12 protein-coding genes are annotated in these 18991 nt (G+C 60.8%); 6 read left to right on the top strand and 6 right to left on the bottom strand.

Annotated elements, in window-relative coordinates:
• Positions 1-27 precede the first annotated feature (27 nt).
• The 3 genes from zipA to ACXX9E_RS14840 form a co-directional block, all read right to left on the bottom strand.
• The gene (gene zipA / locus ACXX9E_RS14850; RefSeq protein ID WP_123463590.1) at positions 28-891 is read right to left on the bottom strand and encodes a cell division protein ZipA; all 864 of its coding nucleotides are present in this window, start codon (positions 889-891) and stop codon (positions 28-30) included.
• Between the two features lie 313 nt (positions 892-1204).
• On the bottom strand, positions 1205-4693 hold the full coding sequence (smc, locus tag ACXX9E_RS14845; RefSeq protein ID WP_458555610.1) for a chromosome segregation protein SMC: 3489 nt from the start codon (positions 4691-4693) through the stop codon (positions 1205-1207).
• A 2-nt stretch (positions 4694-4695) separates the two neighbouring features.
• Entirely contained in the window at positions 4696-5355 is a 660-nt protein-coding gene (locus tag ACXX9E_RS14840) for a GntR family transcriptional regulator (protein ID WP_123463594.1), read from the bottom strand.
• A 268-nt stretch (positions 5356-5623) separates the two neighbouring features.
• Between ACXX9E_RS14840 and xdhA the strand changes: the two genes are divergently transcribed.
• From xdhA to guaD, 4 genes are all read left to right on the top strand, one after another.
• The gene (gene xdhA, locus ACXX9E_RS14835; protein ID WP_186744782.1) at positions 5624-7078 is read left to right on the top strand and encodes a xanthine dehydrogenase small subunit; all 1455 of its coding nucleotides are present in this window, start codon (positions 5624-5626) and stop codon (positions 7076-7078) included.
• A complete protein-coding gene (gene xdhB, locus ACXX9E_RS14830; RefSeq protein WP_458555609.1) occupies positions 7071-9470 on the top strand; it encodes a xanthine dehydrogenase molybdopterin binding subunit in 2400 nt (799 codons plus the stop codon). The genes xdhA and xdhB overlap by 8 nt, the downstream gene beginning before the upstream one ends.
• Positions 9471-9585: 115 nt before the next feature.
• Complete coding sequence (xdhC, locus tag ACXX9E_RS14825) at positions 9586-10443, top strand: xanthine dehydrogenase accessory protein XdhC (protein WP_222833327.1); 858 nt, start codon at positions 9586-9588, stop codon at positions 10441-10443.
• Positions 10444-10456: 13 nt separating this feature from the next.
• A complete protein-coding gene (gene guaD / locus ACXX9E_RS14820; protein WP_123463600.1) occupies positions 10457-11761 on the top strand; it encodes a guanine deaminase in 1305 nt (434 codons plus the stop codon).
• Between the two features lie 180 nt (positions 11762-11941).
• On the opposite strand, the gene ACXX9E_RS14815 is transcribed toward guaD, so the two are convergent.
• Positions 11942-12706 (bottom strand): GntR family transcriptional regulator, encoded by a 765-nt coding sequence (locus tag ACXX9E_RS14815; protein WP_186744789.1) that lies wholly within the window; start codon positions 12704-12706, stop codon positions 11942-11944.
• A 270-nt stretch (positions 12707-12976) separates the two neighbouring features.
• Here ACXX9E_RS14815 and ACXX9E_RS14810 point away from each other — a divergent pair, with 270 nt between their 5' ends.
• Positions 12977-14167 (top strand): benzoate/H(+) symporter BenE family transporter, encoded by a 1191-nt coding sequence (locus ACXX9E_RS14810; protein ID WP_322374098.1) that lies wholly within the window; start codon positions 12977-12979, stop codon positions 14165-14167.
• A 256-nt stretch (positions 14168-14423) separates the two neighbouring features.
• Here the strand turns inward: ACXX9E_RS14810 and ACXX9E_RS14805 are convergent, their stop codons facing one another.
• On the bottom strand, positions 14424-14768 hold the full coding sequence (locus tag ACXX9E_RS14805; RefSeq protein WP_186744795.1) for a YggL family protein: 345 nt from the start codon (positions 14766-14768) through the stop codon (positions 14424-14426).
• Positions 14769-15002: 234 nt separating this feature from the next.
• On the opposite strand from ACXX9E_RS14805, the gene dacB reads away from it, so the two are divergent.
• A complete protein-coding gene (gene dacB, locus ACXX9E_RS14800; protein ID WP_123463608.1) occupies positions 15003-16463 on the top strand; it encodes a D-alanyl-D-alanine carboxypeptidase/D-alanyl-D-alanine endopeptidase in 1461 nt (486 codons plus the stop codon).
• Between the two features lie 140 nt (positions 16464-16603).
• Here dacB and ACXX9E_RS14795 read toward each other — a convergent pair whose 3' ends face one another.
• Positions 16604-18985 carry a sensor domain-containing diguanylate cyclase gene (locus ACXX9E_RS14795; protein ID WP_128614965.1) on the bottom strand — a complete coding sequence of 794 codons (2382 nt, stop codon included), beginning with the start codon at positions 18983-18985 and terminating at the stop codon, positions 16604-16606.
• Between the last annotated feature and the right edge of the window lie 6 nt (positions 18986-18991).

Raw genomic sequence — 18991 nt, 5'->3', positions numbered from 1 at the left:
CCTCTTGTGCCGAGGCAATCTTTTCAATCAACGCTTCTGGGTCAGGGCGCGACGTTCGAATTCAACGATGCGCTGACGGTAGTGCTCAATTGTTTGTGCGGTCAGAACGCTGCGCTGGTCATCTTTCAGTTCGCCGTTCAGTTCCTGGGACAGCTTGCGGGCTGCCGCCACCATCACATCGAAGGCTTGCTTCGGATGACGCGGGCCTGGCAGGCCGAGGAAGAAGCTCACCGCCGGGGTGCTGAAATGGTCGATATCGTCCAGATCAAAGATACCCGGCTTGACCGCGTTGGCCATGGAGAACAGCACTTCACCGTTGCCGGCCATGCTTTCGTGACGGTGGAAAATATCCATCTCGCCAAAACGCAGACCGCTTTCCAGAATGTTCTGCAACAGTGCCGGGCCTTTGAAGCCGGCGGCGTCGCGGCAGATCACGCTGATCACCAGGACTTCTTCGGCTTGCGGCTGGTCCTTGTCGACCACGGCCGGCGCAGGCTTGGTGTCTTCGACGAAATCGTCGTCACGGCTGCTGAAGCTCGGGCCACCGTCCAGATCGAGGTCGAGGTTCAGGTCGCCTTGGGCCGGACCATTGCTGCCGCGCTTGCCACGCTTGGAGCCGGATTCGCGAGGCTCGCGAGGTTCGCGGGCCGGCATGCTCACCGACGGCAGATCATGCTCGTCCAGTTGCGGTTCTTTATGTGTGTCCAGCACGCGGGCCGGGCCCAACAGCTCAGCGCTGGTGTCCTCGTCCGGCAGGTTGGACAGACTTCGGTCAAGACGGAATTTCAGTTTTCCCTTGCCGCCGCGCATACGGCGCCAGCCATCGAAAAGAATACCGGCTATCACAATGATGCCGATGACGATCAGCCACTCGCGCAGACCGATTTCCATGTAATCCCGTGCCTCTATAAAAAATGCTGAAAAATAAGGGGTTTACATTGTGCAAACCGCTTTAAAACGTGGCGCCAACTCTATGTTCTGACAGGCGTTTTGCCCACGTATACGAAAAATTGACATTAAACTAGCACGACCAAAGACAACTTTACACCGTCTGTCGAAATCGCTGCGCAAATTGTGTCGATTTGCCACTTTCATTCAAATAGTCAGCCTGTTGTCATCTTTGCGCAGCTCAGCTGCAAGTCGCGAGCTATAAGCCACAAGCTCTTCTCTTGCAGCTTGCAGCTTATCGCTCGAAGCTGCGCCGCTAGGCGTCCACCATCGCCATCGCCTCCTCGACATCCACGGCTACCAGTCGCGAACAACCCGGCTCATGCATCGTCACGCCCATCAACTGCTCAGCCATTTCCATGGCGATCTTGTTGTGGGTGATGTAGATGAACTGCACGGTCTGCGACATCTCTTTGACCAAGCGTGCGTAGCGTCCAACGTTAGCGTCATCCAGTGGCGCGTCAACCTCATCGAGCATACAGAACGGCGCCGGATTCAATTTGAAGATGGCAAATACCAGTGCCAGTGCGGTCAGGGCCTTTTCCCCGCCAGAGAGCAAATGGATGGTGCTGTTCTTCTTCCCTGGCGGCTGCGCCATGATCGTTACCCCTGTATCGAGTAGATCTTCGCCCGTCAGTTCCAAATACGCGCGCCCGCCACCGAAAACTTTTGGGAAAAGCGCCTGTAAACCGCCATTGATCTGATCAAAGGTATCTTTGAAACGGTTACGGGTTTCCTTGTCGATCTTGCGAATCACGTTCTCCAGGGTCTCCAGGGCCTCGACCAGATCGGCGTCCTGAGCATCCAGATAACGTTTACGCTCGGATTGTTGCGTGTATTCGTCGATGGCCGCGAGGTTGATCGCGCCCAGGCGTTGAATCCGCGCGTTGATCCGTTCGAGTTCTTCTTCGGCTTCACGCTCACTGGCTTGCGCCGTCAATGTCGCGAGTACGCCGTTGAGATCGTAGCCGTCTTCGAGCAGTTGATCTTGCAAGGCCTTGCGGCGCACGGTCAGGGCTTGCCATTCCATGCGCTGCTGTTCGAGCTGGCCGCGGATCAGTTGCGATTGCTGCTCGGCCTGGGTCCGGCGTTTTTCCGCATCGCGCAGCTCGCGGTCGGCGTCTTCGAGGGCGATTTGCGCGGTCTTGAGTTCTTCGTCGACGGTCATACGCTTGTCGAGCAACTCTTCAAGTTTCAGGCGCAGCTCTTCCAGCGGTGCCTCGCCCTCCTCCAGGTTCAGACTCAACTGTTCGCGCTTTTCCGTCAGGCGCTCGGCCTGCATTTCCAGACGCTCCAACGCCTGACGCGTGGAGTCATGCTGCGCGCGCAACGAGCCGAGACGCACGGCCAACTGATGGGCGTGATCCTTGTGCTGCCGCGCTTCCTGACGCACGCGGTCGAGGCGTTCGCGCAGACTGTCGCGCTGGGCCAGCAGCAATTCGCGCTGTTCAGTGTCCAGCGCCATGGCGTCCAGCGCTTCCTGCAATTGCATGCGCGCTTCGCCGATCTGCTCGTGCTCGAGTTCGCGTTGTTCGCCGAGTTCGATCAGTTCTTCATCGAGACGGGTGCGGCGCAAGGTCAGTTGTTCGGCCTTGGCTTTACCAGCGGACAACTGCGCTTTCAATTCGCCTTGCTGGCGTGCTTCGTCTTGCAGCAAGCGACGCAAATGTTCGCGGCCGTTTTCCTGCTGACGCTGTTGCGCGCGCAGGGTTTGCAAACGGGTTTCCATGGCTTCGACCGTGGCTTCGCGCTCTTCGCGTTCGAGATGCAAAGCCTCGATTTCCTGGCCACGGGCGAGCATGCCGCTTTCCGCTTCGCTGGCCCGGCGCACGCGCAGAAAATGCCGACCGACCCAATAGCCATCGCGACTGATCAGGCTCTGGCCGGCGCTCAATTGTCCGCGCAGTGCCAATGCCTGCTCCAGGCTGTCGACCGGTTTGACCTGGCCCAGCCACGGCGACAGATCAATCTGCGCTTCGACTTTGTCCAGCAGGCTGCCCGCCACGCGCACGCCATCGTTGCCCGGACTGAGCAGGCGCAGATCGCCCTGGCTGAACCCGGACAGATCGAAACCGCTGAAATCGTCGACCAGCACCGCTTGCAGATCGGCGCCGAGCACGGTTTCCACCGCCAGCTCCCAACCCGCCTCGACCTTCAGGCCCTCGGCCAGACGTGGCCGCTCAGCGAGATTATGTTCCTTCAACCATTCGGCGGTGCCGGTGCCCGGATCGAGCGCAGCTTGCTGCAAGGCTTCCAACGAAGCCAGCCGGCCGTTGAGACGCTGCAGATCGCCCTGCGCCTGTTGCTGCGCGGTCAGTGCCTGCTGCAACTCCTGACGCAGTTGCTCAAGCTTTTCGACCTGCGCTTCTTCGCTGGTCTGCAGATCTTCAAGCGTCGCTTCAGACTCGGCGAGTTGCTCGTTGAGCGCCATGATCGCCACGTCTTCGGGATCGGCCGAGAGCAACGCGCGCTCTTCACCGAGACGCTTCTGCCGATCGGCCAGGCGCTCCATGCTGGTTTCCAGCTGCTGGATGCGCGACTGCTGGACTTCGGCCTGACGTCGCGGTTCAGCGGCGGTCAGGTTGAAAGCGTCCCACTGCTCCTGCCAGCCATGCATGACGCTTTCGGAATCTTCCAGCGCAGCAGCGGCTTCTTCGGCGGCAGCGCTGGTGACTTCCTGTTCCGGGGTGAGCATGTCCAGCTCTTCGCCGAGAGTCAGCAGCAACGTGCGATCGTGCCCCAGGTGCGATTCGGTTTCCAGCCGCGCCCGCTCGGCTTCTTTCAGATCGTCCTGCAACTGGCGCAGGCGTTGCTGACCGTGCTGGATACTCTGCTCGACCCGGGCAATGTCGCCGCCGACCGAGTAGAAGCGTCCCTGCACCAGATTGAAGCGCTCGGACAGGTCGTGGTGACCGTCGCGCAGGCGTTCAATGGCGGCATCGGCATTGCGCTGCTCGGCGACCAGCGCCTCGAAACTGATTTCCTGGGTGCCGATGATCGACTCGCGCTGGCCGACCTGATCGTTCAGATCCTGCCAGCGCAGGGCCGACAGTTGCGCCTTGAGCTGACGCTCCTCGGCCTTGAATTCCTGATACTTCTTCGCCGCTTCGGCCTGACGGTGCAAGCGTTCGAGCTGACGCTCGAGTTCTTCGCGCAGGTCAGTCAGGCGGGCGAGGTTTTCGTGGGTGCGGCGGATACGGTTTTCGGTCTCGCGGCGGCGCTCCTTGTACTTGGAGATGCCCGCCGCTTCTTCGATAAAGTTGCGCAGGTCTTCGGGCTTGGATTCGATCAGCTTGGAGATCATGCCTTGTTCGATGATCGAATAGCTGCGCGGGCCGAGGCCGGTGCCGAGGAAGATATCGGTGATGTCGCGACGACGGCATTTGGTGCCGTTGAGGTAATAAGTAGTCTGGCTGTCGCGGGTGACTTTACGGCGGATGGAAATCTCCGCGTAAGCCGCGTACTCGCCCAGCAGTGTGCCGTCGGAGTTGTCGAACACCAGTTCGATGCTCGCCTGGCTCACTGGTTTGCGGCTGGTTGAGCCGTTGAAGATGACGTCGGTCATCGACTCGCCACGGAGGTTCTTCGCCGAACTTTCGCCCATCACCCAACGCACGGCGTCAATGATGTTCGACTTGCCGCAACCGTTCGGCCCGACGACCGCCGCCATGTTACTGGGGAAGTTCACCGTGGTCGGGTCGACGAAGGATTTGAATCCCGCCAGTTTGATGCACTTGAGCCGCACGCTTAGGCGACCGTCAGGGCAGACACCACCAGATCGCAGCTGCGCCGGGCGTAAGCCGTCAGCACGATGCGGATCTGCGGCAAATCACGGGCAAGCACGGCGGCCAGCAGGCGTTCGAACAGTTCGAGGAACTCGCTCATTTCCGCCTTGCGTTGTTCGAGGGCGAGGAAATAGGCACGGCTCATGGCCGGCTGCAGGTTCTCGACCGTCTCTTGCAGGTACGGGTTGTTGGCGAACGGATAAGCGGCGCGCATCACCGCGAAGCTGTCGTCGACAAAAGTGCGGATGTCCTGACGCTCGTAGCTGGCGGTCAGGCGCTGCTGGATCTGCACGAACGGCGCCATGTCCGACTGGACTTGCCAGCCATTGGCAACCGAGTTGCCGAGCAGGATGTACAGCTCGCTCATCAGTGTGCAAAGGCTCTGCACCTTGTGCGGCGTGAGTTCGGTTACATGGGCGCCACGTCGCGGCAGGATCGCGATCAGATGGCGACGCTCGAGGATCAGCAAGGCTTCGCGGACCGAGCCGCGGCTGACATTGAGGGCCAGCGTGACCTTCTGTTCCTGGATGCGCTCTCCCGGCTTCATTTCGCCACGAATGATGCGTTCGGCGAGGTGGTGAGCAATTTGCTCGGCGAGGCTGTCCGGCGCCTTGAACGTCATGGTTGTCCTTCAAACTCTTTCGATCTGCACAAGCGGCGCAGTGTAGCGCAAATGCAGGCTCATGGCGGAGTGCCCACTCAGCGGTTTTTGGCACGAATCCCGCAAAAAAGCAGGGGATCCAATGAGGGTCAATACTGAATAGACACGTTGTCGATCGACGAAATGCATTTTCCTGACCTTTAAGTCAGAAAATCATTGACCGAAAAGTCAGACCTGCTAAATTCGGTTCACGTCGGTTAACAACAATAATGAGTCTGCGAGGCCTTCCGTGATCCAGTTTTTACTTAACCAGGAACTCCGTAGCGAGCACGCCCTGGACCCGAATCTGACCGTGCTCAATTACCTGCGCGAACATGTGGGCAAATCCGGCACCAAAGAAGGTTGCGCCAGCGGTGACTGCGGCGCCTGCACCGTGGTGGTCGGCGAGTTGCAAACGGATGACGACGGCCGCGAACACATTCGCTATCGCAGCCTCAACTCGTGCCTGACGTTCGTTTCGTCGCTGCACGGCAAACAACTGATCAGCGTCGAAGACCTCAAGCACAAAGGCGAACTGCACAGCGTGCAGAAAGCCATGGTCGAGTGCCACGGCTCGCAGTGCGGTTTTTGCACCCCCGGTTTCGTCATGTCGCTGTTTGCCCTGCAAAAGAACAGCGATGCACCGGATCAGGCCAAGGCCCACGAAGCGCTGGCCGGCAACCTCTGCCGGTGCACCGGCTACCGACCGATTCTGGCCGCCGCCGAGCAGTCGTGCTGCGGCAAGCAACCGGACCAGTTCGACGCCCGTGAAGCCGAGACCATCGCCCGCCTCAAAGCCATCGCCCCGACCGATATCGGCGAACTCAACAGCGGCGACAAGCGCTGTCTGGTGCCGCTGACCGTCGCTGATCTGGCCGACCTTTACGACGCTTATCCACAAGCGCGACTGCTGGCCGGTGGCACCGACCTGGCGCTGGAAGTCACCCAGTTCCACCGCACCCTTCCAGTGATGATCTACGTTGGCAACGTCGCGCAAATGAAGCGCATCGAAACCTTCGCTGACCGTATCGAAATCGGCGCCGCCACCGCCCTCTCCGACTGCTACGAAGCGCTGAACGCCGAATACCCGGACTTCGGTGAACTGCTGCACCGCTTCGCCTCCCTGCAGATCCGCAACCAGGGCACCCTCGGCGGCAACATCGGCAATGCCTCGCCGATCGGTGACTCGCCACCGCTGCTGATTGCCCTCGGCGCGCAGGTCGTGCTGTGTAAAGGCGAAACCCGCCGCACCTTGAACCTGGAAGATTACTTCATCGACTACAAAGTCACCGCGCGTCAGGAAAGCGAGTTCATCGAGAAAATCATCGTCCCGCGTGCCACGGCCGAGCAGCGTTTCCGCGCGTACAAGGTCTCCAAACGTCTGGACGACGACATTTCTGCCGTCTGCGCCGCCTTCAACCTGCGCGTGGAAAACGGCGTGATCAGCGACGCCCGCATGGCCTTCGGCGGCATGGCCGCGATCCCGAAACGCGCCGCCCACTGCGAAGCCGTGTTGCTCGGCCAGCCGTTCAACAACACCGTGATCGAACGCGCCTGCGCCGCACTGGCCGACGACTTCACACCGCTCTCGGACTTCCGCGCCAGCAAGGAATATCGCCTGCTCAGCGCGCAGAACCTGCTGCGCAAATACTTCATCGAACTGCAAACACCGCACATCGAGACTCGGGTGACCGCTTATGTCTAACCATCACGCCGTAGAGAAGACTCAAGCTGAATTGGCTGAACTGTTCGCCAAGGACCTGACCACCGGCGTCGGCCGCAGCGTCAAGCACGACAGCGCCGCCAAGCACGTGTCCGGTGAAGCGCAGTACATTGATGATCGTCTGGAATTCCCCAACCAGCTGCACCTGTACGCACGCCTGTCGGACCGCGCCCACGCGAAAATCATCAGCATCGACACCAAGCCGTGCTACGCCTTCGAAGGCGTGCGCATTGCGATCACCCATGAAGACGTGCCGGGCCTGAAAGACATCGGCCCGCTGCTGCCGGGCGACCCATTGCTGGCCATCGACGACGTGCAGTTCGTCGGCCAACCGGTGCTCGCCGTCGCCGCCAAGGATCTGGAAACCGCCCGCAAGGCCGCCATGGCGGCGATCATCGAATACGAAGATCTGGAACCGGTGCTCGACGTGGTCGAAGCCTTGCGCAAACGCCACTTCGTGCTCGACAGCCACACCCATCAGCGCGGTGATTCGGTCTCTGCGCTGGCGACCGCTGAACACCGCATCCAGGGCACGCTGCACATTGGCGGTCAGGAACATTTCTACCTGGAGACGCAGATCTCCTCGGTGATGCCGACCGAAGACGGCGGCATGATCGTCTACTGCTCGACACAGAACCCGACCGAAGTACAAAAACTGGTCGCCGAAGTGCTCGACGTGTCGATGAACAAAATCGTCGTCGACATGCGCCGCATGGGCGGTGGTTTCGGTGGCAAGGAAACCCAGGCTGCCAGCCCGGCGTGCCTGTGCGCCGTGGTTGCACACCTCACCGGCCAGCCAACGAAGATGCGCCTGCCGCGGGTCGAAGACATGCTGATGACCGGCAAGCGTCACCCGTTCTACGTCGAATACGACGTCGGCTTCGACAGCACCGGGCGCCTGCACGGGATCAACGTGGACCTGGCCGGCAACTGCGGTTGCTCGCCGGACTTGTCCGCGTCGATCGTCGACCGGGCGATGTTCCACTCGGACAACTCGTACTACCTGGGTGACGCGACGATCAATGGTCACCGCTGCAAGACCAACACCGCGTCGAACACCGCTTACCGTGGTTTCGGTGGCCCGCAAGGCATGGTCGCCATCGAGGAAGTGATGGACGCGATTGCCCGTCACCTCCACCTCGATCCGCTGGCGGTGCGCAAGGCCAACTACTACGGCAAGACCGAGCGCAACGTCACCCACTACTACCAGACCGTCGAGCACAACATGCTCGAGGAGATGACCGCCGAACTGGAAGAAAGCAGCCAGTACCACGAGCGTCGCGAAGCGATCCGGCGCTACAACGCCAACAGCCCGATCCTGAAAAAAGGCCTGGCGCTGACCCCGGTGAAATTCGGTATTTCCTTCACCGCCAGCTTCTTGAACCAGGCCGGCGCACTGATCCACATCTACACCGACGGCAGCATCCACCTGAACCACGGCGGCACGGAAATGGGCCAGGGCCTGAACACCAAAGTCGCACAGGTGGTGGCCGAAGTGTTCCAGGTCGAAATCGACCGTGTACAGATCACCGCGACCAACACCGACAAAGTGCCAAACACCTCGCCGACGGCCGCCTCCAGCGGTGCTGACCTCAACGGCAAGGCCGCGCAGAACGCCGCCGAGACCATCAAGAAACGTCTGATCGAATTCGCTGCGCGGCACTACAAGGTCAGCGAAGAAGATGTGGAATTCCATAACGGCCATGTGCGCGTGCGTGATCACATCCTGACCTTCGAAGCGCTGATCCAGCAGGCGTATTTCAATCAGGTGTCGCTGTCGAGCACCGGCTTCTACAAGACCCCGAAAATCTATTACGACCGCAGCCAGGCCCGTGGCCGGCCGTTCTACTACTTCGCCTTTGGCGCCGCATGTTGCGAGGTGATCGTCGACACCCTGACCGGCGAGTACAAGATGCTGCGCACCGACATCCTCCACGACGTCGGCGCCTCGCTGAACCCGTCCATCGACATCGGCCAGGTCGAAGGGGGCTTCGTGCAGGGCATGGGCTGGCTGACCATGGAAGAGCTGGTCTGGAACAACAAGGGCAAGCTGATGACCAACGGCCCGGCCAGCTACAAGATCCCGGCCGTGGCGGACATGCCGCTCGACCTGCGGGTGAAGCTGGTGGAAAACCGCAAGAACCCGGAAGACACGGTGTTCCATTCCAAGGCTGTCGGCGAGCCGCCATTTATGCTCGGGATCGCCGCATGGTGTGCGATCAAGGATGCGGTGGCGAGCCTGGGTGATTACCAGCATCAGCCGAAGATTGATGCGCCGGCGACTCCGGAGCGGGTGTTGTGGGGGTGTGAGCAGATGCGCCAGTTGAAGGCCGTGAAAGCGGTCGAAGCTGAAACCGAGTTGGCTCCCCTCTAAACCGAGGTGCGGTCTTCGCGAGCAAGCTCGCTCCCACATTTGGAATGCATTCTCCTGTGGGAGCGAGCTTGCTCGCGAAGAGGCCCGAACAGACAACAAAGATGTCGAGGTGAACATGTACAACTGGATCGACGCCCTCGCCGACCTGCAGAATCAGGGCGAACCCTGCGTTCTGGTGACGATCATAGAAGAACTCGGCTCGACCCCGCGCAACGCCGGCTCGAAAATGGTCGTCAGCGCGAAACAGACCTTCGACACCATCGGTGGCGGGCATCTGGAATACAAAGCCATGCAGATCGCCCGCGAGATGCTCGCCAGCGGCAAGCAGGACACCCATCTGGAGCGCTTCAGCCTCGGTGCCAGCCTCGGCCAGTGCTGCGGCGGCGCCACGGTGCTGCTGTTCGAGCCGATGGGCCAGGTGCAGGCGCAAATCGCCGTGTTCGGTGCCGGTCACGTTGGCCGCGCCTTGGTGCCGCTGCTCGCCAGCCTGCCCTGCCGGGTACGCTGGATCGATTCGCGGGAAGAGGAATTTCCCCAACAGATTCCCCACGGTGTCCGTAAAATCGTCGCCGAAGAGCCTGTGGATGAAATCGACGACCTGCCCGCCGGCAGCTATTGCATCGTCATGACCCACAACCATCAACTGGATCTGGAACTCACCGCTGCGATCCTCAAGCGCAACGACTTCACCTGGTTCGGCCTGATCGGCTCGAAGACCAAACGGGCCAAGTTCGAACATCGCTTGCGTGATCGCGGTTTCGACCCCGGCGTCGTGCAACGCATGCGCTGCCCGATGGGCATCGGCGAAGTCAAAGGCAAACTGCCTGTGGAAATCGCCATCTCCATCGCCGGCGAAATCATCGCCACCTATAACGCCAGTTTCGGCCAGCACAGCGCCAGCGCCGAACCGATTGCCAGACTGCTGCCCGCTTCCCGGCGCAGTCAGGCCGCCAAACTCAAAGCCTCAAATTGATTAGAGAACCCTCATGCCTCTGACTCGCAAAGCCTACCGCGCCGCCATCCTGCACAGCATTGCCGACCCTGCCGACGTCGGGATCGAAGCCTCCTACGAATATTTCGAGGACGGCCTGCTGGTGGTCGATGGTGGCAAGATCAGCGCCCTCGGCCACGCCAGTGAACTGCTGCCGACCCTGCCAGCGGACATCGAGATCACGCATTATCAGGATGCGCTGATCACTCCAGGCTTCATCGACACCCACATCCACCTGCCGCAAACCGGCATGGTCGGCGCCTACGGCGAGCAACTGCTCGACTGGCTGAACACCTACACCTTCCCGTGCGAAAGCCAGTTTGGTGACAAAAACCACGCCGATGAAGTCGCGGACATTTTCATCAAGGAACTGCTGCGCAACGGCACCACCACCGCATTGGTATTCGGCAGCGTGCACCCGCAATCGGTGAACTCTTTCTTCGAAGCCGCCGAGAAGCTCGACCTGCGGATGATCGCCGGCAAGGTGATGATGGACCGCAACGCCCCGGACTACCTGACCGACACCGCCGAATCGAGTTACGTCGAGAGCAAGGCGCTGATCGAACGCTGGCACGGCAAGGGCCGTCTGCACTATGCCGTCACCCCGCGCTTCGCCCCGACCAGCACCCCGGAACAACTGACCCTCGCCGGGCAACTGCTGACCGAATACCCGGATCTGTACATGCAGACCCACATCAGCGAGAACCTCAAGGAAATCGAGTGGGTCAAGGAACTGTTCCCGGAGCGCAAGGGTTACCTCGACGTTTACGACCATTACCAGTTGCTCGGCGAGCGCTCGGTGTTCGCCCATGGCGTGCACCTGTGCGATGACGAATGCGCACGCTTGGCGCAAACCGGCTCGGCAATCTCGTTCTGCCCGACGTCGAACTTGTTCCTCGGCAGCGGCCTGTTCAACTTGCCGATGGCCGAGAAACACAAACTGAATGTCGGCCTGGGTACCGACGTCGGCGGCGGCACCAGTTTCTCGCTGCTGCAAACGCTGAACGAAGCCTACAAAGTCATGCAGTTGCAGGGCGCGCGCCTGAGTCCGTTCAAGTCGCTGTACCTCGCAACGCTTGGCGGTGCGCGGGCACTGCGCCTGGAAGACAAGATCGGCAACCTGCAACCGGGTTCCGACGCCGACTTCCTGGTGCTGGATTACAACGCCACGCCGCTGCTCAGCTACCGCTTGAAGCAGGCCAACAACATTGCCGAAACGTTGTTTGTGTTGATGACGCTGGGCGATGACCGGACCGTGCAGCAAACATATGCGGCGGGTGCGCTGGTGCATCAGCGCTGAGTTTTCTCAACGCATAAAAAATCCCCCAGAGCTTTTCAGCCTGGGGGATTTTTATTGCCTGTCCGATTGCCATCGCTGGCAAGCCAGCTCCCACCGTTTTTGAGGTGTTCACCCGATTTGCGCTACACCACACATCCTGTGGGAGCTGGCTTGCCAGCGATTGGGCCAACTCGGTCCGACTTAGAGCTTGGCCACCGGACGCCCCGGCTTCTTGGTCTGCAACAAATGCGAGAACACCGCATGCAGATCATCCGACGCGCCTTCCTCATCGAGGTTGAGCTTGCTGTCGATGTGATCCATGTGATGCATCATCAGGTCCACCGCCAGCTCACCGTTGCGCGCCTCGATGGCGTCGATCAACTGGGTGTGCTCGTCATAGGAGCAGTGCGAACGGTTGCCGCTTTCATACTGGGCAATGATCAGCGAAGTCTGCGACACCAGGCTGCGCTGGAAGCTGACCAGCGGTGCGTTCTTCGCCGCTTCGGCCAGTTTCAGGTGGAACTCGCCCGACAGCCGGATACCGGCGCCGCGATCACCACGGGAGAAGCTGTCGCGCTCGTCGTTGACCATCTGCCGCAACTCGGCGATCTGCTCGGCGGTGGCGTGCTGCACCGCCAGTTCAGTGATCGCACGTTCGACCAGACGGCGGGCCATGAACACCTGACGCGCTTCTTCAACGCTCGGGCTGGCGACCACAGCGCCACGGTTCGGCCGCAACAGCACCACTCCTTCATGGGCCAGTCGCGACAGCGCACGGCGAATGATCGTGCGGCTGACCCCGAAGATTTCCCCCAGCGCTTCTTCACTCAACTTGGTGCCGGGCGCCAGACGCTGTTCGAGGATGGCCTCGAAGATATGCGCGTAGACAATATCGTCCTGGGTTCCGCTGCGGCCGGCTTTGCCTGCTCGCGGTTGTTTCTTGAGGGGTTGCAACTGTTCGTTCATGGGCACTCGAGTCGGGAGAACTGCGGCGAATAGACCGTGACTGTAATACGGCACAGTAGGTCGCTGGCAAGTATCGCGTAAAAAACAGCGCGATTGTACACAATGGATGGTGGCAACACGACTGTATGGCCGTTTGTGACCTCGGCTGTATTGCAACGATCCGTTACGATTGAGTTTAGGCTTGATCGCAGAATCCGCCTTCAGCACACAATTCCCTGTAGGGATTGCGTCAAAGGGGACATCTTCATCTGTATAAGGAACACCGCCGTCATGAACGACGCCACCTACACCCGGCTGCGCCCTCTGGCCGACACTTCGCCCTCGGCCATCGTCGCCGGTTTTATCGCGATGATGACCGGTTACACCAGTTCACTGGTGCTGATGTTTCAGGCCGGGCAAGCGGCCGGCCTGAGCAGCGGGCAAATCTCGTCGTGGATCTGGGCGATCTCGATCGGCATGGCGGTGTGCTCCATCGGCCTGTCGCTGCGTTATCGCACGCCGATCACCATCGCCTGGTCGACCCCGGGCGCGGCCCTGCTGATCACCAGCCTGGGCGGCGTCACGTATGGCGAGGCTATCGGCGCCTACATCACCTGCGCGGTGCTGGTGACGATTTGCGGGCTGACCGGCAGCTTCGAACGCCTGGTGAAAAAGATTCCGGCTTCGCTGGCGGCGGCGTTGCTTGCAGGGATTCTGTTCAAGATCGGCAGCGAAATCTTCGTCGCCGCGCAGCACCGCACCGCTCTGGTGCTGGGTATGTTCTTCACTTACCTGCTGGTCAAACGCCTGTCGCCGCGTTACGCGGTGCTTGCCGCCCTGCTGATCGGTACAGCGCTGTCCGGGTTCATGGGGCTGCTGGACTTCAGTGCCTTTCATCTGGAGGTGGCGACACCGGTGTGGACCACGCCGCACTTCTCGCTGGCGGCGACCATCAGCATCGGCATTCCGCTGTTCGTGGTGGCGATGACTTCGCAGAACATGCCCGGCATCGCCGTGCTGCGCGCCGACGGCTACAACGTGCCGGCCTCGCCACTGATCACCAGCACCGGCATCGCCTCGCTGCTGCTGGCGCCATTCGGCTCCCACGGGATCAACCTCGCGGCGATCAGCGCCGCGATCTGCACCGGGCCGCACGCCCATGAGGATCGCAACAAGCGCTACACCGCGGCGGTGTGGTGCGGGATTTTCTACGGGATTGCCGGGGTGTTTGGCGCCACATTGGCGGCGCTGTTTGCCGCGCTGCCGAAAGAACTGGTGCTGTCGATCGCCGCGCTGGCGCTGTTCGGTTCGATCATCAACGGTTTGAGCATTGCCATGACCGAGGTGAAGGAGCGTGAAGCGGCGTTGATTACCTTTATGGTCACGGCGTCGGGGCTGACACTGTTTTCCATTGGTTCGGCGTTCTGGGGAATTGTCGCGGGGGTGTTGACGTTGGTGATTTTGAATTGGCGTAAAGCTTAAGGTCAAAAGCCCCTCATCGGAACGCCGCCCGCCTAGCCCTCTCCCCGAGGGAGAGGGGACTGACCGAGGTGTCTGGAAGACATACGCCGACGTGAGATACCGAGTCGAACTCAAATTTTGACAAGCCCATAAATCGGCTCCCTTTCCAGGGGGAGAGGGCTGGGGTGAGGGGCAGACTCACCACAAATCCCAAACCGAACACCCAAACACCAGACGAAAAAAAACGGCGACCCGAAGGTCGCCGTTTTTTTCAGTATCACTTAGCCGGGTTGATCGGCTTTTCCGGATACCAGACGTCCAGCAGCGGGCTGACAGTCATACCAGTCAGTTCGCTACGGCCTTTCAACCAGGCTTCAACAGCAGCACGCTGCTCTTCGTTCACCGAGCCACGCTTCTGCAGGCATACCAGACCGAAGTCGTCGCCACCAACGTAACCCAGACCATTGGCTTCCATGGCTTCTTTGATGAAGGCTTCGAGGAAAGCGTCAATGGCTTCTTCGGACAAGTCTTCTTTGAAGTCCAGGTTCAGTTCGAAACCCAGCTCTTGAAATTCATCAACGCACAGTTTTTTGCGCAGACGCTGGGAACGGTTAGTCGCCATTGGAACAATCCTCTTAAGTATTAACGGCCGGCACTTTACCAGTTTAAGGCGTCGATTGCCCGACTCTCTGGCCCCTGAAGCCGACCGCCTGTAAAAAAATAACCTATTGGCCGGCCCGGACAAGGCACAAGCTGTAGAACCTTGGGGCATAATGCCGACACTTTCATGACCACTGAGGGCTTTTTCATCCATGTCCTCGTTATTTTTCCCCTCTTCTGCAGGGTTTTATTTCATATGATCAAATCGTTGCGTCCACTGTTTCTCGCCGGCCTTCTTCTGCCGCTGGCCCTGCCTGTTTCCGCCGCCACCCTTAATACCGCCCTCACCCCCAACGTCGAAAAAGCCCTCAAGGCGAGCAAATTGCAGCCAAGCGCGCTGTCACTGGTGATGATCCCGCTCGACGGCCCGGGCAACCCGACCGTGTACAACGCCGACGTGTCGGTCAACCCGGCCTCGACCATGAAACTGGTCACCACCTACGCGGCGCTGGAAATGCTCGGCCCCAATCATCAGTGGAAAACCGAGTTCTACACCGACGGCGACCTCAGTGGCGGTATCCTCAACGGCAACCTCTACCTCAAGGGTGGCGGCGATCCGAAACTGAACATGGAAAAACTCTGGCTGCTGATGCGCGACCTGCGCGCCAACGGCGTGACCCAGATCACTGGCGATCTGATCCTCGACCGCAGCTTCTTCATCCAGCCACAACTGCCCGAGTTCAACGACGACGGCAACGACGAGAACAAACCGTTTCTGGTCAAGCCCGACTCGCTGCTGGTCAACCTCAAGGCCCTGCGCTTCGTCGCGCGCAATGACGGTGGTCGGGTACTGATTTCGGTGGAACCGCCGATTGCCAGCATCCATATCGAAAACACCGTCAAGGCCCTGCCCTCCAAGCAATGCACCGGCGGCGTGCGCTACAACCCGGTGACGCAGGCCGATGGCAGCGTCAACGTGACCGTGGCCGGCCAGTTGGGCGAAGGCTGCAACTCACAGACCTACCTGTCGCTGCTCGACCACGCGACTTACACCGCCGGCGCCGTGCGCGCGATCTGGAAAGAACTGGGCGGCAGCATTCAAGGCAAGGATCGTCTCGGCGCGACGCCAGGCAACGCCAAACTGCTGGCCCGTGCGTACTCGCCGGATCTGGCGGAAATCATCCGCGACATCAACAAGTACAGTAACAACACCATGGCGCAGCAACTGTTCCTGAGCCTCGGCCAGCGCTTTCGCAACGACGCCGACGGTGATGACGCCAAAGCCGCGCAGCGCGTAGTACGTCAGTGGCTGGCGAAGAAAGGCATCACCGCGCCGCATCTGGTGATGGAGAACGGTTCCGGCCTGTCCCGTGCCGAACGCGTCAGCGCCCGCGAGATGGCGAACATGCTGCAAGCGGCGTGGCACAGCCCGTATGCCGCCGAGTACATCAGCTCGATGCCGATCGCCGGCACCGATGGCACCATGCGCAAACGCTTGAAAACCACAGCGATGCGCGGCGAAGCCCACGTCAAGACCGGCACCCTGAACACCGTGCGTGCAATTGCCGGCTTCAGCCGCGACGTCAATGGCAATACCTGGGCGGTGGTGGCGATCCTCAACGACAAGGCGCCGTTTGGCGCATCGTCGGTGCTGGATCAGGTGCTGCTGGATCTGTACAAGCAGCCGAAACTGCCGCAGACCGCTTCGGCCCTCTAAGCCGCCCAAAGCAGGCTGCGATCTTTAGATTTTGTGGGAGCGGGCTTGCTCGCGAAGGCGTCAGTTCAGTCAGTATTTTTGGCGACTGACCCGCCGCCTTCGCGAGCAAGCTCGCTCCCGCAGGGGAACCGCGTCGCGGCCTAACTCATCTGCTCGACGCGATCGCGCCCGCGCTGCTTTGCCATATACACCCCCGAATCCGCCCGCAGCAGCAACGCATCCGCGCCCTCCCCCGGCCGCCAGCTGGCGATGCCGAAACTCGCCGTCACCACCCCGACCACATCCACCGGCGCACTGCGCAAGCCTTGCCACAACTCCACCGCCAGCATGTACGCATGCTCACCGTCGATGTCCGGGCAGAGCACCATGAACTCTTCGCCGCCCAAGCGGCAAAACACATCGGTACGCCGCAAGCGATGACCAATGCGCTCGCACACCGCTTGTAACACCCGGTCGCCCATGGCGTGACCATACTGATCGTTGATGCGCTTGAAATGGTCGATGTCGAGCATGATCACCGACAACTCGCCGCCGCCCCGTTCGACGCGAGCCATTTCAGTGGTCAGGCGCTCCTGGAAATAGCGCCGGTTGTGAATCCCGGTCAGCGAGTCGGTTACCGACAGCGCACGCAATTCTTCTTCCACCCGCTTCAGGTCGGAGATATCCGAGATGTAGCCGTGCCACAACACGCCGCCACCCGGCAGTTCCTCCGGGGTCGCCTCGCCGCGCACCCAACGCAGGCCGCGCTCGGGTAATTGCACGCGATACTCCTCGCGCCACGGGCTGAGGCTGTCCGCCGAAGCACGAATCGAGGTGCGGACGCGGGTGACGTCCTGCGGATGAATACGCGTGAAGATTGCCTCGGCATTGAACAGCAACACGTCGGGTTCCAGCTCGTAGATCTCACGGATGCCGTCGCTGGCGTAGATCACGCTGAAACGCCCGTCGAATTCCATCTTGAACTGATAAATGCCGCCGGGCACGTGGGCGCTGAGTTTCTTCAGCAACACGTCCCGCGCCGCCAGCACTTCGTGCACACGCTTGCGCTCGGTGATGTCGATGCAAATCGCCAGATGGCCGACCCACAAGCCCTGCTCATCCAGCACCGGAGTCGCGAGCATGTTCACCGGCAAATGGCTGCCATCGCTGCGCACCAGCGTCCATTCGCGTGCTTCGTGGCCACCGACTTCACCGCCCTCGACCAACATCGCATGGCAGGTAGGAATGCTTTTGCCATAACGCGCGCTCAATTCCGCCGCCCGCGCACTCAACTCGCGGGGCAAGTGCAGGTTTTCCAGAGTCATGTGGCCGACGACATCGGCACTGCTGTAACCGAGCATCTGCTCGGCGCCGGGATTGAAGGTGTTGATCACCCCGCGCAGGTCGGTGGCGATGATTGCCACCTGGGTCGCGGCGTTCAACACCCCGCGCAACTGGCCGTGGGTGCCGCGCAACTCCTGTTCGCGCTCGTGCAATTCCTGGGTGCGCAACTGGACCATGCGCAAGGCACGCTGGCGCTGGCTGACCAGCACATACAGCAAGGCGCTCAGCAGCAGGCTGAGCAAACCACCGAGAATCACCACACTGCCGACCGACGAATGGTTGGCCTGCATAAAGGCTTCGCTCGGCAGGATGTCCACCTGGTAATCATGATCGGCCATGCGCAGCAAACGGGTGGCCGACAAATCGCTGGCCGCCGGCTCGTTGGTCGATTCGAACAGCACCTCATGCTGATCAGTGACTGACAGATCGAGGATGCGCACCGACAGGTAGTCATGAGACGCATCCGGCAAGCCGTCGGCCAGCAACTGGCGCATGCTGATCACGGCCATCGCGTAGCCGAACGGTCGCGGCTGGCCCTCGCGGCTCACCGGCGCCACCAGCAGCACGCCGCGGGCGTAAGACGGCTCGATGCTGACCAGATGCATCGGTTGCGACACCGCCAGACTGGCGAGCTTGTCCGCGCGCTGCAGGGTGTCGCGGCGCAGCGGCTGGGCCAGCAAATCGTAGCCCAACGGCGAGCCGAGACGGCTCTGGGTCTGGCTGTACAGCACCGGCACGTATTCGTCGCGGATCGCGGCCAGTTGCAACTCGCCCTGGGCATTAAGTTCGCGGATGGTAAACGTGCTCAGGCCTTCGTCACGCACGCGCTGCTCGAACGCGGCGCGCTCGGCACCGCTGACCCGCAGGGCAAACGAATAGGCCTGGGTGCGCAGCAACAGAGGGCGGGTATAACCGTCGAATTCGGCGCGGGACACCGACTCGGAGTTGGCGAAGAAGCGGCGCAGGCCATCCAGGCGTTGCTCCTGATCCTGAAAGCGCTCTTCGATGCGGCTGTAACGTTCATTGGCCAGCAGTTGAAAACGCTGACGCAATTGCTGATGGAACTGGTTGAGGGTGGCCCAGGCGAGCAGCCCCGTGAGAATCCCGCCGGCGAGCAATACCAGCAGCGCGACCAGCCAGGCCGAGACTTCTTCGCTGATAAAACCCAGGATCTTTGGGCGCACGGGGTGCAACGACATAAAGGC

The organism is Pseudomonas sp. GNP014 (genome assembly GCF_054344005.1).
Note: the sequence above shows the minus strand (reverse complement) of the source record. Positions and strands in the feature narration are given on the sequence as shown.

Coding starts and splice junctions, on each gene's coding strand:
- zipA (WP_123463590.1), bottom strand. CDS start 891: ATGGAAATCGGTCTGCGCGAGTGGCTGATCGTCATCGGCATCATTGTG.
- ACXX9E_RS14840 (WP_123463594.1), bottom strand. CDS start 5,355: ATGACGTTCAAGGCGCCGGACAGCCTCGCCGAGCAAATTGCTCACCAC.
- xdhB (WP_458555609.1), top strand. CDS start 7,071: ATGTCTAACCATCACGCCGTAGAGAAGACTCAAGCTGAATTGGCTGAA.
- xdhC (WP_222833327.1), top strand. CDS start 9,586: ATGTACAACTGGATCGACGCCCTCGCCGACCTGCAGAATCAGGGCGAA.
- guaD (WP_123463600.1), top strand. CDS start 10,457: ATGCCTCTGACTCGCAAAGCCTACCGCGCCGCCATCCTGCACAGCATT.
- ACXX9E_RS14815 (WP_186744789.1), bottom strand. CDS start 12,706: ATGAACGAACAGTTGCAACCCCTCAAGAAACAACCGCGAGCAGGCAAA.
- ACXX9E_RS14810 (WP_322374098.1), top strand. CDS start 12,977: ATGAACGACGCCACCTACACCCGGCTGCGCCCTCTGGCCGACACTTCG.
- ACXX9E_RS14805 (WP_186744795.1), bottom strand. CDS start 14,768: ATGGCGACTAACCGTTCCCAGCGTCTGCGCAAAAAACTGTGCGTTGAT.
- dacB (WP_123463608.1), top strand. CDS start 15,003: ATGATCAAATCGTTGCGTCCACTGTTTCTCGCCGGCCTTCTTCTGCCG.
- ACXX9E_RS14795 (WP_128614965.1), bottom strand. CDS start 18,985: ATGTCGTTGCACCCCGTGCGCCCAAAGATCCTGGGTTTTATCAGCGAA.